Annotated in this window: 11 protein-coding genes and 2 pseudogenes; 6 read left to right on the top strand and 7 right to left on the bottom strand. The window is 62.5% G+C overall.

Going from position 1 to position 15,271, the window contains the following annotated elements:
* The first annotated feature begins 317 nt into the window (after nucleotides 1-317).
* A complete protein-coding gene (locus BLR85_RS11860) occupies nucleotides 318-3,821 on the top strand; it encodes a transglutaminase family protein (RefSeq protein ID WP_093155882.1) in 3,504 nt (1,167 codons plus the stop codon).
* Between the two features lie 255 nt (nucleotides 3,822-4,076).
* Here the strand turns inward: BLR85_RS11860 and BLR85_RS11855 are convergent, their stop codons facing one another.
* The 6 genes and pseudogenes from BLR85_RS11855 to BLR85_RS11835 all read right to left on the bottom strand — a co-directional run bounded on the left by BLR85_RS11855 (nucleotide 4,077) and on the right by BLR85_RS11835 (nucleotide 10,329).
* Nucleotides 4,077-4,547 carry a nucleoside deaminase gene (locus BLR85_RS11855; protein ID WP_093155947.1) on the bottom strand — a complete coding sequence of 157 codons (471 nt, stop codon included), beginning with the start codon at nucleotides 4,545-4,547 and terminating at the stop codon, nucleotides 4,077-4,079.
* A 230-nt stretch (nucleotides 4,548-4,777) separates the two neighbouring features.
* A complete protein-coding gene (locus tag BLR85_RS11850) occupies nucleotides 4,778-6,058 on the bottom strand; it encodes a tetratricopeptide repeat protein (RefSeq protein ID WP_093155879.1) in 1,281 nt (426 codons plus the stop codon).
* Nucleotides 6,059-6,330: 272 nt separating this feature from the next.
* On the bottom strand, nucleotides 6,331-6,660 hold the full coding sequence (locus BLR85_RS29865) for a glutaredoxin domain-containing protein (protein WP_244520707.1): 330 nt from the start codon (nucleotides 6,658-6,660) through the stop codon (nucleotides 6,331-6,333).
* Nucleotides 6,661-6,780: 120 nt separating this feature from the next.
* Nucleotides 6,781-7,821 (bottom strand): annotated as a pseudogene (gene cysK, locus BLR85_RS11845) (cysteine synthase A); the annotation flags it as partial.
* A gap of 224 nt (nucleotides 7,822-8,045) precedes the next feature.
* Nucleotides 8,046-9,416 carry an FAD-binding oxidoreductase gene (locus BLR85_RS11840; protein WP_093155872.1) on the bottom strand — a complete coding sequence of 457 codons (1,371 nt, stop codon included), beginning with the start codon at nucleotides 9,414-9,416 and terminating at the stop codon, nucleotides 8,046-8,048.
* Between the two features lie 193 nt (nucleotides 9,417-9,609).
* Nucleotides 9,610-10,329: a FadR/GntR family transcriptional regulator gene (locus BLR85_RS11835; protein WP_093155868.1), complete on the bottom strand. Its 720-nt coding sequence runs from the start codon at nucleotides 10,327-10,329 to the stop codon at nucleotides 9,610-9,612.
* A gap of 68 nt (nucleotides 10,330-10,397) precedes the next feature.
* Here BLR85_RS11835 and BLR85_RS11830 point away from each other — a divergent pair, with 68 nt between their 5' ends.
* The 5 genes and pseudogenes from BLR85_RS11830 to BLR85_RS29860 all read left to right on the top strand — a co-directional run bounded on the left by BLR85_RS11830 (nucleotide 10,398) and on the right by BLR85_RS29860 (nucleotide 14,131).
* Nucleotides 10,398-11,300: an aldehyde ferredoxin oxidoreductase C-terminal domain-containing protein gene (locus BLR85_RS11830; protein ID WP_212635080.1), complete on the top strand. Its 903-nt coding sequence runs from the start codon at nucleotides 10,398-10,400 to the stop codon at nucleotides 11,298-11,300.
* Nucleotides 11,301-11,422: 122 nt separating this feature from the next.
* Entirely contained in the window at nucleotides 11,423-12,796 is a 1,374-nt protein-coding gene (locus BLR85_RS11825; RefSeq protein WP_093155865.1) for an NAD(P)/FAD-dependent oxidoreductase, read from the top strand.
* Nucleotide 12,797: 1 nt separating this feature from the next.
* The gene (locus BLR85_RS11820) at nucleotides 12,798-13,049 is read left to right on the top strand and encodes a MoaD/ThiS family protein (protein ID WP_093155862.1); all 252 of its coding nucleotides are present in this window, start codon (nucleotides 12,798-12,800) and stop codon (nucleotides 13,047-13,049) included.
* A 2-nt stretch (nucleotides 13,050-13,051) separates the two neighbouring features.
* On the top strand, nucleotides 13,052-13,345 hold the full coding sequence (locus tag BLR85_RS11815; protein WP_093155858.1) for a hypothetical protein: 294 nt from the start codon (nucleotides 13,052-13,054) through the stop codon (nucleotides 13,343-13,345).
* Nucleotides 13,346-13,360: 15 nt separating this feature from the next.
* A pseudogene (locus tag BLR85_RS29860) lies at nucleotides 13,361-14,131 on the top strand (HesA/MoeB/ThiF family protein).
* A 438-nt stretch (nucleotides 14,132-14,569) separates the two neighbouring features.
* Here BLR85_RS29860 and BLR85_RS11805 read toward each other — a convergent pair.
* Nucleotides 14,570-15,253, bottom strand: a complete 684-nt coding sequence (locus BLR85_RS11805; RefSeq protein WP_093155944.1) for a phosphoribosyltransferase — start codon at nucleotides 15,251-15,253, stop codon at nucleotides 14,570-14,572.
* Nucleotides 15,254-15,271 lie beyond the last annotated feature (18 nt).

Below are 15,271 nucleotides of genomic sequence, written 5' to 3'. Positions count from 1 at the left end.
GTTCGTTTCGGGATTGCGGAGGGACCCCTGAAGTCGATCTCGGGGAGGCTTGCGGAACCGACCGCAAATGGTCGGATCGATCTCTTCGATGACGAGCAAAAGGACGCCGCTTTGAATCGCCACTCCCTTTGCAGGTTCGTTCTTTTGCCCAATTTCGGATCACTGTGTGGGAGACGTCTCCCGCTTCGGCTCTGCGGTTAACATATCGGTTGACCATCAACGGTCTGCACGCTCAAACAGGATTGGAGAGCCAAACAGGCAGATAAGAAGCAGCATTTCCTTGTTTTCAGGGTTTGCAAGAGGAACGCGGGAACTGCATGTCCATAAGCGTAGCGCTGAGCCACAGAACGACGTACGAATACGACCGGCTGGTAAATCTGGCGCCCCATGTGGTGAGGTTGCGCCCGGCGCCGCATAGCCGGACGCCGATCAAGAGCTACAGCCTCAGGATCGAACCGGAAGAGCATTTCCTGAACTGGCAGCAGGATGCCTACGCCAACTGGCATGCGCGGCTGGTATTCCCGAAACCGACCCGGAGGTTCTCGGTAACCGTCGATCTGGTCGCGGACATGGTGGCGATCAATCCGTTCGATTTCTTTCTCGAAGAGGATTGTCAGAAAGTCCCCTTCCAATACACCAACGAACAGCTCAAGGATCTGCGCCCCTACCTGAGAAAGGTCGGGCGGGGAAAGACGTTTCGGGACTTCGCCGACCAGGCGCCTCCGCAAGAGGGCAGCACCAACGACTGGCTGGTTGCGCTCAACGGGTTTCTGGCGAACCGGATCGACTACACGATCCGGATGGAGCCGGGAGTTCAGACACCGATCGTGACCATCCGCAAGGCGCTTGGCTCCTGCCGGGACACCGCATGGTTGATGGTCGCGATGCTACGCGACGCTGGTTATGCCGCGCGGTTCGTGTCGGGATACCTGATCCAGCTGACCGCGGATCAGAAACCCATCGAAGGCCCCGCCGGGCCGGAGAACGACTTCACCGATCTGCACGCCTGGTGCGAGGTTTATCTGCCCGGGGCAGGCTGGGTCGGAATGGACCCGACCTCCGGGCTCTTTGCCGGTGAAGGACATATCCCGCTCGCGGCAACACCCGAGCCCTCCTCCGCCGCCGCGATCACGGGGGCACATGACGAAGCCGAGGTGACCTTCAGTTTCGAGATGTCGGTCGAACGCATCGACGAGCCGCCGCGGGTCACCCGCCCGCTGTCACCAGAGCAATGGGCCGAGATCGACCGGGCGGGACAGGCTGTCGAAGAAAAGATCCAGGCGCAGGATATGCGCCTGACAATGGGCGGCGAGCCGACATTTGTTTCAGCCATGGACCGCGATGGGACAGAATGGACGACGGAAGCTGTCGGCCCGACCAAACAGGTCTATGCCGACAATCTCGTGCGCCGGTTGCGCGACCGCTTTGCGCCGCATGGCGTTCTGCATCACGGTCAGGGAAAATGGTATCCCGGCGAGCCGCTGCCCCGCTGGGCCTATTCGCTGATCTGGCGCGGCGACGGGTTGCCGCTCTGGTCGGATGCCGACCTGCTGGCACGGGAGAATACCGGGCACGCCACGCATGAGACCGCGGCGGAGTTTTCCGACCGGTTATTCGATGCACTTGAGCTGGGTGACGAGGCGTTTGCCCATCCGGTCTACGAGGACCCGATGCATTTCATGGGCAAGGAAGCGATGCTGCCCGAGAATGTCACCGTCGAGGACAACCAGCTCGAGGATCCGCAGGAACGCGCCCGGCTGGTGCGGATGCTCAACAACGGCCTGACCAACCCGGTCAGCTACGTTATCCCGATCCAGTTGGCGCAGGCCAAGGCCAGCGCGCGGCGGCGCTTCCGTTGGGCGTCGGAGCATTGGGGCACGCGGCGCGACAAGCTTTTCCTGCTGCCCGGCGACAGCCCCGCAGGTTACCGGTTGCCGCTGAACACGCTCTATCGAACCGACGAGTTCAAGCAGTATTTCCGCGATACGATGGTGCGTCGCCGCAAGTGGATGCCGCCGCGCAGGAAGCTGCGCCGTGGGGTGGAGGCAGAATACGAGACCGAGGAATACACGGAATATCTCGACACGCCGTTCTTTGGGCCGGGCTATGGTCCCGGTCAGCCGACGGCGCCGACACCGCCGGGATACGTCCTGCCCTCCCAGCCACAGCCTGTGCGCAAGATCCGCCAGAGGCGGCGCGATGCCGCCCCCGGCCCGGCGCAGGAGCATGGCGAGGATGTCTGGCTGCGCGACGTGGAAACTTCCGACGACTGGCTGGAGGGCGAATACAGCTACTGGGTCGAGGGGATGCCGATCCGGACCGCGCTGGCCGTGGAGGTGCGCAATGGCATCCTGCATGTCTTCATGCCGCCCACGGGGTCGTCGGACGAATACCTCGATCTTGTCGAGGCGGTGGAGGAGACGGCGGCGGCGATGAACCTGCCCGTGCGCATCGAGGGCTACGAGCCGCCTCGCGACGGCAATTTCAACGTTATCCGTGTGACGCCGGACCCGGGTGTGATCGAGATCAACATCCATCCCGCCAAGGATTGGCAGTCGCTGAAGGAAATCAACGAGGCGCTGTACGAGGAGGCCCGTCAGTGCGGGCTGGACAGCTTCTCCTTCATGGTTGACGGGCGTCTCTGCGGATCGGGGGGCGGCAACCATATCGTGGTGGGCGGCGCGACACCGGGCGACAGTCCCTTCCTTCGGCGCCCCGACGTGGTCGGCTCGATCATCCGCTACTGGCAGCGGCACCCGTCGCTCTCCTATCTGTTCTCCGGCACCTTCATCGGTCCGACCAGCCAGGCACCGCGCTTCGACGAAGGGTTGGCCGACAAGGTCTACGAGATGGAGATCGCGCTCAGCGAACTCAACCGGATGCAGAATTCGGGTCAGGCTTTCCCGTGGTTGGCCGACCGTATCCTGCGTCACCTGCTGACCGACATGACCGGCAACACGCACCGCGCCGAGATCTGCATCGACAAGATGTTTTCGCCGGACGGTCCCACCGGGCGGCTTGGCCTCGTCGAGTTCCGCGGCTTCGAGATGCCGCCGCACTGGCAGATGAGCATGGCGCAATCGCTGGTCATGCGGGCGCTGCTCGCCTGGTTCTGGGAGAAACCCTATACCGAGCCGCTGGTTCACTGGGGCAAGGAGCTGCACGACAAGTACCTGCTGCCGCATTACTGCCGCAAGGACTTCAACCTGGTCCTCGAGGATCTCAGTGCCGCCCACGGCTTCGTTTTCCGGCCCGACTGGTATGATGCGCAATACGAGATGCGCTTCGGCGAGGTCGGGCACACGAGCGTCGAGGGGCTGAAACTGACCCTGCGCAACGGTATCGAACCCTGGCTGGTGCTCGGCGAAGAGGCCACGGGCGGCGGTACCTCGCGCTATGTCGACAGCTCGCTTGAACGCGTGGAGCTGAAGGTCGAAGGCGATCTGGGTGGTCGATATGTCATTACCTGCAACCAGGTGGAACTCCCGCTCCAGCAGGTTACCCCGGACACGTACATCGCTGGAATCCGGTTCCGCTCCTGGCAGCCGTGGTCTTCCTTGCATCCGACGATTCCGGCCCATGCGCCGCTCGTCTTCGACGTCTATGACCGGATCGCCGGTCGTGCGGTCGGTGGCTTGAAGTACCTCGTTGCCCACGAGGGAGGACGTGCCCACGAAACCCGCCCGATCAACGATCTCGAAGCCGAAGGTCGCCGCCGGGTCCGTTTTCAGGAAGGCCAGCACACGCCGTTCAAATACGAACCGATCCGGCCGCGAAAGAACCTCTGGAACACGGCGACGCTGGATCTGCGTTTCATCTGAGGCGCAGTTCGACAAGGTCGGCGGCGGCGTGAACGGGGCGCCACCATCCGATGCCGTCACTCATGTCCTTGGGGCGCTCCCAATAGATGGCCTGTGATCCTTCGGGATCAATACCTCTGGTGCGGGTGGCCGGTAGCCGAGTGGACCAGTCATCTTGCCTTGCTTGTGTTTTCACCGGCCCGATGTCCATCGCTGCGCCACGTTCTGCAAAAACTCGATATGCTGATTTGAAGGTGGCATCGGCGAGGCGGCACCTTAACGCCGCCAGAAATCACGATGCGGGGCGAGTAGCTCGTCTTCAATCTCGGGAAAGGGGCCGTGTACCTCGATCTGTTTTTGTCCGTGGCTGAGCACGGTGCGCGAGGGCAAGTTCATGGTCGGATTCTCGGCATGGTCGCCCGTCAACTCGAGCAGCTTCTCTTCTTCGTAGCCATAGACGAGGCGTCCGATATTCGCCCAGTAGAGCGCACCGGTGCACATTGCGCAGGGCTCTCCGGTCGAGACCAGCGTGCACCTCCAGAGGAAATCTGGCGCGTATTCGGCTGCGGCACGCCGCGCAAGCTCGGTCTCGGCGTGATGCACCGTATCGATATTGCCTTGGCGCATGAGGATCGTGTCGTCGGGACCGACCAATACGGCGCCGAACGGGTGAGGGCCGTGTTCGGCCGCGCCGAGAGCAACGGCATTGGCCGCCTGAATGTGGGCGATCATCTGGTCGCGGGTCATATCGGGCAAGCTACCTTGTACGGGATGAGGCAAGCGTTTCGCCTTGTCTCGGCAAAATACCATACGAACCCCTCGGTAGGGCAGAATACTGAGGCGAACGCATTCGGAAAGTCGGAAAAACCAGCCGCAGGCGTCTGCAACGTCGGCGATCCAGCCGGGAGACAGCGCGTTTCTGCTATCGATCAACGCGAACTCGGCAAAAACGCGGACCCGCCGGCGTTCCAGAAAATTCAGTTGGAAAGGCCGGCCACGGCATGGTCATGGGCAGTGTGCGGCCGGCGCATGTCAAGGCAGCGGCGCGCCTCAGCCGGGCGCCCCGCCTTCACCAGCGCATTGGCCAGAGCGAACTCCAGGAGGTCCCTTTGAGCGCGGCTGCCGCCGATGCGTTCGTGTTCCGCCATCACCTCCGTCATTCGCCGCACGGCGTCGTCCGGTTTGCCGTCAGCAAGGTCACGGAACGCTTTTGCAAGCGTGCGTACAACCGGACCCGCAGGGCCAGTCGCGCCCTCGATCACTGTTTGCAAGCGGTCCTGCTGAGCGGCCATGGCATGGGCGAGGGCTGAATGGACATCCGCGAACGCCATGCCCGGGGTCGGAAAAACGCGGACCGCGTAGTCGCTGAGCTGCTGCCATCGCGCCTTGGGAACGTCATGGCCGGCCATGGCCACGCGGTATAGGATGGCAACACTGTCGGTCAGGATATTGAGAGGAGGCCCGGGCGGGCGGTTTGGAGAGACATAAGCATCGAAGACCTTCCAGACCCGTTCGATGTTGCCCTGTTCCAGGGCCCACAGCGCGATGTGCCAGCTCATGTGGCAGTGCAGGTAGGCCGTGTCGGGATATCTCGACCAGAAACCGTCGAGATATTCCAGACCGGCCCCGGTCTCTGCGGTCTCATAGTAGAGATGCGCCCGGACATGGGCGCTGTGCGCGCTGTGCGTGTTCAACTCCATAGAGCGCTCGATATTGGCTGCTGCGGGGCCGGTTTGACCGGCTTCCATCTGGGCAAAGGCGTGCTGACACAGAAACCACCAGTCATCGCCGTAATGAGGCTGCAGCATGGTGGTGTAGGCAAGCTGCTCCGCCTCGCGCCCGGGTTGGCCCGAGAAACCGATCAGTCCGAAGACACTGGTGCAGGTCTGCGCCAGGAGGATGTCGCGTGGATGTTCGGCGACATGGGCCCGGATGCGCCCGTAGGCCTCCGCGGCACGCCCTTCGATCAGGTCGCCCAGCATGTCGATCTGCGCGGCCTCCCGATCCGAAACGCCGGACAGTCGTTCCCGTGCGGCTGCGAGTTCAGCTCGCGCCTCCGCGCCACGCCCGCAGACCAAATGCATGCGGGCCAGTCCGATCCTTGGCATGGCGAAAGCGTCGTCCGCGGCGATAGCGGCTCCGAAGGCATCCTCGACCTTGTCGAGCGCGCCGAGATACCGATCCACGCCGTCGACATATGCATCGCGTGCCTTTTGCGAGGTAGTGGTGAGCGGGCTCCCGTAGCGGTCCTCAAGCATGTGTGTCTCCTTCGCCGAAGAAACGATATCACAAGCGTCCCGAACGGACGACTTTCATCTCCTCGGGACAAGGAGGCAGCTTGATGCCGACGCCGGGCGCTTGCCGCAGTTCGCGCGAACGGCCGGGAGGCGCGGAAACGATTTTTGAAACGTCGGGGCCGTTTCCCGGAAACGGACATCAGTGCCAGCGATAGCGGGGCCTCGCCTTCCGGGAATCCTGCCTCGATCGGCCGGGGATTTCTCCGCTTGAGGGGGCACCCATTGCCCCCTGTCTAGCGCGGGTGCAGCCACTTCGGCAGGAAGCTGTAGGCGTTTTCGATCTCGGTTTGCGCGACCGGGTGGCCGATGTCGGCCAGCCGGGCCTGCAGCATCCCGTCGTTGAAGGCGTCCATCGCCTCGGTTGCGCCGCCGATGGGCTGGCCGCCGACGAAGACCTGGGGGATCGTCTGCGCTCCGGTAATCTTGTGAAGCGCCTTGCGAATTCCGGGCGCGGCCTCGCGCCAGTCGTTTCCGTCGAGTTCGACGGCGATATAGTCGACCCCGGCCTCGGTGAAGAGCTTCCGCACAGACCAGGTGAACTCGCACCATTCGAGCGCGAACATCACCACCGGCGCGGACGCGACGAGGCGTTCGACCTCCGCAATGGCGTCCTCGGGGGCTTCCGGTCCCACCGCGATCGGTTGCCGCTCTGCCGCGGTGGTCGGCGCCGCTGGCGGCGCACCAATTCTGAATCGCGGGGTCGAGGCGGCGATCTCCTGCTCTTCGGCGTTCATTGTCTCTGCGATGTCCTCGAAGAGCGGCGTAGAGAGGTATCGCTCCCCCGTATCGGGCAGCATGGCGAGGATCTTCGTTCCCGGTTCCGAGTGCCGTGCAATCTCCAGTGCGGTCGCGAGCGTTGCGCCGCCGGAAATCCCGGTGAAAATACCCTCTTCCCGCGCAAGCCGCCGCGAAGCTTCCATTGCGGCCGCCCCCGAGACGGTTTCGAAAGCGTCGATCGAGCCCGCTTCCTTCGCATCCTCCGCGATCTTCGGAATGAAGTCCGGGCTCCAGCCCTGCATCGGGTGCGGCCGCCAATGCGGCGCGGATTCGGTCGGTGAACCGTCCTCGCGCCGCTTTTGCGTCCAGTTCGAGGCGAGGATTACGGAGTTCTCCGGCTCCACACAATGAATCCGCGTCTTCGGACTCCGCTCGCGCAGGACCCGGGCGACTCCACGAACGGTGCCGCCGGTGCCGAAGCCCGAAACCCAGTGGTCGAGCGTCCCATCGGGGAAATCCGCCAGAATTTCCTCGGCGGTTGTCGCCGAATGGATATCCGGCCCGGCCTCGTTCTCGAACTGCCGCGCCAGGAACCAGCTATGTTTCTCGGCCAGTTCGCGCGCCTTCTCGATCATGCCGGTTCCCTTCTCGGAGGCCGGCGTCAGCACCACGCGTGCGCCAAGAAATCTCATCAGCTTGCGCCGCTCGACCGAAAAGCTCTCGGCCATCGTCACAACCAGAGGATATCCCTTTCGCGCGCACACAAGTGCCAGCCCGATCCCTGTATTTCCGGAGGTCGCTTCCACGACGGTCTGGCCGGGTTTCAGGCTGCCATCGCGCTCTGCTGCCTCGATGATGCCGAGGGCAATCCTGTCCTTGACCGAACCGCCGGGGTTCTGGGCTTCCAGCTTGACGCAGACCTCCACGCCGTCCGGCGCCAAGCGGTCGAGGCGCACGACAGGGGTCTGGCCGATAAGGTCCAAGACAGAATTATAAGGTCCGGGCATGATATCACTCCAAGGGCAGCAGGTTTTCAGGCAGGCGTATCGCAGCGGCATCAGGACAGTCTGGATGCGCGCGCGGGTCGGGCTCGGAACGCGGGTCCTGATTGGGACAGGGCAACGAGCTGCCGAACACTTCCAACCGTGCGGAAAACGGCCAGAAGAATTGCCCCCAAAGCCACTGAAAGCGAACCTTGGAGGCAAGTTTTCGACGTCAATCCATTACCCTGTCACGGGGCGATGTTTTGATTGATCCGGAACAGGTTGTCAGGATCGTATTGCCGCTTGATCTGGACAAGGCGGTCGTAGTTGCCGCCGTAATTGTCTTTCACCCGTCCGCTGTCGTCTTCGTCCATGAAGTTGATATAGCCTCCCGGTTCCGAATAGGGCGCGACCGCCTCCGAGTAGTCACGCACCCACTTGGTATGTGGAGCATCATCGGCAGGATCGTCCGAAGCGGCCAGTACGACCATCGCGAAGTTCGCGTCGCGATGGCCAAAAGCTGTCGCGTCGCTGGCCACGTCCTGGCAGGCGCCGTTGATCGGGTAGAGGTGCATGGTCGAGCTTACTGTCGGTGCGTTGGGCCCATGCTGGACATGGGCGGCAATCGCGTCGTCGGTCAGTTCCTTGACGAAATTGCCTTTCCAGTACTGGCGGATGCCGGTCGGGAACAGCCCGTCAAAGGCCCCATTGATCGCGGGATAGGGGACCGGACCGACATGTTCGGCCTTGACCTCGGCGACGTCGTGGAATGCCTTGAATTGCTTTTCGCCCTCACTGGGATCGCCCGACCAACACGCCACGATCGCAACAAACATGTCGCCGTGGCGGTCTTCTGGAATGAACGGCAGCGGAGGCGCGATCTGGAAGGCCGGGAAACACCCCATCTCTCTTGGCGCGGTCTTTATGTATTCCCTGTAAAACTTGAGGATATTCTCGGTCTCTTCGATTTCGAAGAACATCGGCCCCCAGTAGACATTGTCCACCGGTTGCAACTTGTACTCCAACGAGGTGCAAACACCAAAGTTGCCGCCGCCACCGCGGATCGCCCAGAAGAGATCGGCGTTTTCGTTTTCATTGACGACCAGGCACTTTCCGTCGGCAGTCACGATGTCGGCCGAGATCAGGTTGTCGAGTGAAAGTCCATGTCCCCTCGACAGGTATCCAATCCCGCCACCGAGTGTCAGGCCGGCGATCCCGGTGGTCGAGATCACGCCGCCGGTGGTTGCGAGGCCAAAGGCGTGTGTCGCCGCATTGAAGTCGCCCCATGTCGTTCCGCCCTCGGCACGGACCGTCTGCGAACCGGGGTCGACCCGGACGCCTCGCATTCCGGAGAGGTCCAGAACGACTCCCCCGTCATTCGTTCCGAATCCCGGACCGCTGTGTCCGCCACCACGAACCGACAGGATCATATTGTTATCGCGGGCGAAATTCACTGTCATCATGGCGTCGCCGGCATTCGTGGCACGCACGATCATCGCGGGACGCTTGTCGATCATGCCATTGTGAACCTTGCGTGCTTCTTCGAACTCGGCGTCGTCCGGAACGATCACGTCGCCTCTTACATGGTCGCGCAGTTCACTTGCTGTTTTCGCGCTCATTTGGTGTCCTCCCAAAAGATTATTGAGCCAAGGCCCTTGGGTCGGACGGCAACTTCAAAAAAACTACCGGCAATGTCGTGAGGCAGGTTTAGCGGAGGGCAGATTCACCTCAACTAACACCGACCGAGCCTCAGTCTCGGCGCCAAGTTAACATAATCTGCACGAAAATTCATTTTTGAAAGAGCGGCGCCCTTCACATCATCCGCAGGTCCAGTAGTCCACCACCGAACAGCCGGTCCCGGGAATGTTCCAGATGCCTGCGCATCCGAAGCCGCGCTTCTTCCGGCTTCTGCTGGCGGATGGCTTCGAAAATCCCGAGGTGCTCGTCGAGAACCTGGCTCAGCCCTTCCGTGCCCTCGGTGATAATAGCGTTTCCGTGGAGGGTCATGCCGACATTGATCTGCTCACGCAGGGCGCGCAGCGAGGCTTCGAAATAGTGATTGTTCGAGGCCTTCAATATGCTGAGATGGAAGGAAAAATCGGCGTCTTCCCGATGCTGCAAGGATTCCGTTGCATCGCGCAAAAGGTCCAGCGAGGCCTCGATCTCCGACAGCGAGGCATCATTCCGACGCTCGGCGGCCAACGCGCAAGCCTCGGTTTCGAGGTTGAGCCGGAACTCGTAACAACGTTGGATATCGGCCAGTGTCTCGACTTTCGCATATCCGACCGGCATCGTCTTGTGCGCCCGGACATAGGAGCCGGCGCCCTGCCTCGAATAGATCATGTCTTCCTGTCGCAGCCGCTCCAGCGCTGCCCGCAGGACTGGCCGGGAGACGTCGAATTCCGCTGACAGAGTGGATTCGGGCGGCAGTTTCTGGTTGGTCGGATAGTCGCCGTTGATGATGCGGCTGTAGAGCACATGATAGACGCGATCAGCCAGCGTCGTTCGTTTTTTCGACCGCTCTACATTCATTCCGTGCTCTCCGTTTCGCCATTGACCGTCGTATCTGCCAGAAGTTCGACAAGGAACACTTCACCGTCGTGAACAAGCCCGAATATTGGGGCGCCTCTGGCGGCCTGGAATACGAGGCGGCCTGGGCGCTCGGTGCGGCCAACGGGGTCGGCGACCTGGAGGTGCTGCAATATGCCAACCTGATCTGCAACGAGCAGGGGATGGACCCGATCTCGTTCGGAGCCACCATCGGCGCAGTGATGGAACTCTATGAAATCGGCGTTCTTGACGACGAGACCATCGGACTTGCCGCGCCCTTCGGATCGGCCAAGGCGCTTGCCGAACTCGTGGACATGACCGCGAACGGCGTTGGGTTCGGCAAGGAAATCGGGCTGGGCTCGAAGCGGCTTTGCGAAAAGTACCAGCGCCCGGAACTGTCGATGAGCGTGAAGGGGCAGGAATTCCCCGCCTACGATTCCCGCGCCATCCAAGGCATGGGCCTGACCTATGCCACGTCCAACCGGGGCGCCTGCCACCTGCGGTCCTACACGGTTTCCTCGGAAGTGCTGGGGATCCCGGAGAAGACGGACCCCCTGACGACCGAAGGCAAGCCGGGTCTGGTGATGGCGTTCCAGGATGCGACAGCGGCCTTCGACGCCTCTGGCCTGTGCATCTTCACCAGTTTCGCCTGGACGCTGGCCGATATTCAGCCGCAGATCGACGCCGCTTGCGGAGGCGACTGGTCGCTGGAGAAGCTCAGCGAGGTCGGTGAGCGGATCTGGAACATGGAGAAGGTTTTCAACCTCGAAGCCGGGCTGACCAAGGACGACGACAAGCTGCCCGAGCGCCTGACCACCGAGCCGGCCAAGGAAGGTCCGGCCAAGGGGCTGGTGTCCGGCGTGCCGGAGATGCTGCCGGAGTATTACGAGCTTCGGGGATGGGACGCCGACGGCAAGCCCAAGGCGGAAACGCTCGGGCGTCTCGGTCTCTGACCCGAGCCGCAGGCAGACTTCCAAAAGGACGCGGACGCTCCCCTTTCCTCCGGAAAGGGGAGCGTCCGCCAGATTGGGCTATGAATCCTTTCTGCCCATGGAGCGAGGCATAAGAGGAAATCATGAAACATCTCATCCTCGGGAACGGCCCGGCCGGCGTGGTCGCGGCAGAGACCATCCGCAAGACCGACCCGACCTGTTCGATCACGCTTGTCGGGGCAGAACCCGAGCCTCCCTATTCCCGGATGGCGATCCCCTATCTGCTCGAAGAGAATATCGACGAGTCCGGCACCTATCTGCGCAAGACCGAAGGCCATTTCGAGAAGCTCGGGATCGAGCTGAAGGTTGGGCGCGCCACTGGGGTCGATCCGTCGACCAAGACCGTCCAGTTCGAGGACGGCAGCACCGAGACCTATGACAAGCTTCTTATCGCCACCGGCGCGCGGCCAATCCTGCCGCCGATCCCGGGGGGCGACCTGCCCAACGTCCATACCTGCTGGACGCTGGACGATGCCCGCCACATCGCCGCCCTGACCCAAAAACAGGGGGCTCACGTGGTGCAACTGGGGGCGGGGTTCATCGGCTGCATCATCATGGAAGCCCTGAGCCTGCGCGGCACGGATCTTACGGTCGTCGAGCTCGGAGATCGCATGGTGCCACGCATGATGACCACCGAAGCCGGGGGCATGATCAAGGACTGGGTGCAGAAGAAAGGCATCAACGTCGTCACCAGCACCAAGATCGAGCGCATCGATCTGACCGAAGCGGATACGCCGGAACCGACGGAGGAAAAGTCTTTCCTGAAATCGGTCATCGAGAAGTTGACCGGTCACGAGGACACACCGGAACCGGCCGCCGCGTCTGTCGATGCCGACGAGGACGAACTGACGGTTACCCTGTCCAGTGGCGAGAAGATTGCGTGCCACGCGGTGATCATTTCGGCCGGTGTGCGGCCCAATGTCGAGTTCCTCGAAGGAACCAGCATCGACATCACCGACGGAATCCATACCGACGACCGGATGGAGACATCGGTGCCCGACATCTTTGCCGCGGGCGATGTGGTGGCGGCGCCCGACCTTTTCACTGGCAAGCCGTTCTTCTCTGCCATTCAGCCCAACGCGGTGGACGAAGCACGTGCCGCGGCGCTCAATATGGCCGGTCGGGACGCGCGTATGCACGGCGTCCTTCCGATCAACGTGCTCGACACGCTCGGCCTGATTTCCGGCTCCTTCGGACAATCGGAAGGCGTGGAAGGGGGCGAGAGTGTCGAACTCTCCGACCCGGAACGCCACCGCTACATCTCGCTGCAATTCGATGGCGACGTTCTGATCGGAGCGACGTCTATCGGCCTGACGCAGCATGTGGGCGTAATACGCGGGCTGATCCAAGGGAGGGTGGCCTTGGGAAAATGGAAGGATGTCCTGATGAAGGAACCCCTGCGCCTGTCCGAGGCCTATCTTGCCTGCGCGCAGCAACCGGGCGCATTGGCAGGTTAGGATGCAGGCAAAACTGAAGCTCTTCGCGAGCCTTTCGGACTACCTGCCGTCGGCAGCGCAGGCCAACCAGATCGATATCGACATCGGCGATGGCGAGTCCGTGGCCGCGATCATCGAACGCTTCCACTTGCCGGACAGGCTGGTGCATTTGGTGCTGGTCGACGGCGTTTTCATCAAGCCGGAGGACCGGGCGCAGCGCGATCTCAAGGACGGGGAAGTGCTGGCGATCTGGCCACCGGTCGCCGGGGGATAGGCGTGTCGGATGCGTTGAGCTTTCTGGAACGCGAGGTTTCCTCGACCCTGGCGGAATATGCGCATGGCCTGCGGCTTTCCTTTCCCGAGGGCGTTTCTGGCGGTCCAACCGATTTCGTTGTCACGGACGACCGGGCGCGCCTCGAGATACAGCTTGAGCCGGGCCCCGATCGGGTGATCGCGCTGATGCGCTTGCCGACTCTCACCGCGCGGCTCCGCTTCACCGGCGGAACCCAGGAGGAACGCAAGGCGTTGCTGAAACGCATGGATCTGGCCATGCGCCGCGGGGGAGGTTGACTCAGGAAGTGCCCCATGGATGATCGCCAACTGTTGCGGTACAGCCGCCATATTCTCCTCAAGGACATCGAAATCGAGGGGCAGGAGCGGATTCTCTCCGGCCATGTCCTCGTCATTGGCGCCGGCGGGTTGGGGTCTCCGGTCGCGACCTACCTGGCGGGGGCAGGGGTCGGACAGCTCACCATCTGCGATGGCGATGACGTCGACATGACAAACCTTCAGCGCCAAACTCTGCACCGCGAGGCGCGGATAGGCATGAACAAGGCCGAGTCGAGCCGGATCGCGGTCGCCAGTCTCAACCCGGATTGCCATGTGAACGCGGTTCCGGCGCGCGTCGGGCCGGAGTAGCTTCCGGAGCTTGTCCGCCAGGCGGACGTGGTCGTTGAGGCGAGTGACAATTTCTCGACCCGGCATGCCGTGAACCGGGCGTGCTTCGCGCTGGGCAAACCCTTTGTCAGTGGCGCGGCAATCCGGTTTGCCGGCCAGATGTCCGTTTACGATCCGCGGCAGGAAAGCTCTCCCTGCTACGCGTGCCTGTTTCCGGAAGACAGCCCTGTCTACGAGGATCGCTGTGCGAGCCTCGGTGTGTTCGCGCCGCTCACTGGTACGATCGGTTCCATGCAGGCGGCCGAAGTGCTGCACCTGTTGGTGAGAGGCCGAAGCGCGCTCACCGGGCGGCTCCTGCTCTATGATGCACTCGCGGCCGAGTGGCAGGAAATGGAGCTTCCGCGGCAGCCGGACTGTCCGGTTTGCTCGGCAAGAGAATCCCGGATGGATGGCATCTGAGAGGGAGTGCTCGGCAGGGGGGGCGGACACGCCAAGTCTTTGAGACAGGTGGCTTACGGCAAGACCGTTCGCTCGGGATCGGCGATCAGAAAGGTCAGCTTCGGACCCGAAATTCCCGGCGCTGCGTTCTGAATGCAGGGTACAAAACCGGCTTGCAGGTGTTCGCGCGCAGATTTCCCGTGCCAATCGGCCGCTGACCTTAAGGTCCGAACGGGCAAGCACCGTCGAGGCATCGGGCGCTGGCCAGGGCGGCATCTGGCATCGTGGCTGTGGCGGTTGGTTGCTGATGGAAGGTGTCGAGCCGGAAAAACGGCCCTGGGTTTCAAGCGAATGATCCACGACAGGAAGGACCTTTTGCGCTGCGGCGCGACCCAAACCCCGGAGGGGGATGTCCGACACCATTCCGGCGGCGTCCGGACGGCAAGACGGAGTGAAGCACTACTGAGGTTTCTGACGCCGCCATCCGTCGGCCGTGGCTTGGAGGAGCGGCGTCTGGATCACCCCGTGAACACGGTTCGCGTCTATTCCCCGCTCGACGCACAACGTTTCATTCCAACGCGAGGTCTGCAGCATCGCGGTGCCGATTGCCTCTGGCCGGTGGCCGACCAGTTGCAGCAGGTCGAGCCCGGCCGAAATCGAGGTTCCGGTGCTGATGACGTCATCGATCAGGGCGATCCTCGCTCCCTCGAGCAGCGGCAGCAGGCGGGGGTCGAAATAGAGCCGCTTGACGGTGTCGGGGCTGGTGATCGAGCTGAGCGGCACCGAAAGCTCGTCGCGATACCAGAACTTGCGGGACGTCCCCAAAGGGATGTAGCGCGCATGGCCGAGCCGTTCGGCAACGGCCCGCGCGAGCGACAGGCCAAGCGTGGGCAAGCCCACGACAACGTCGATATCCAGGGGTGAAAGGCGCGCCGCGAGGGAATCGGCAAGTGTTGTTTCGACCGCGAAACCGGCCTGGTTGAGGATCAGCGACGCAATTCCGGTGCCGGTATCCCCCAGGGCGCGGATCGGCAGGAACAGGATGCGCCCGTCCGGCAGTTCGGCGGGAAAGCGGTCTTGCCAGGGGGGAGGGACGGCATCCTCGGGCGGGTGGATTTCCTGCCAGAATTCATGCGGTTCCATCATGTACATCCTGTTCAA

This window comes from Aliiruegeria lutimaris, assembly GCF_900099935.1.
Classification (GTDB): Bacteria; Pseudomonadota; Alphaproteobacteria; order Rhodobacterales; family Rhodobacteraceae; genus Tropicimonas; species Tropicimonas lutimaris.
This window is presented reverse-complemented; position numbering and strand designations above follow the sequence as displayed.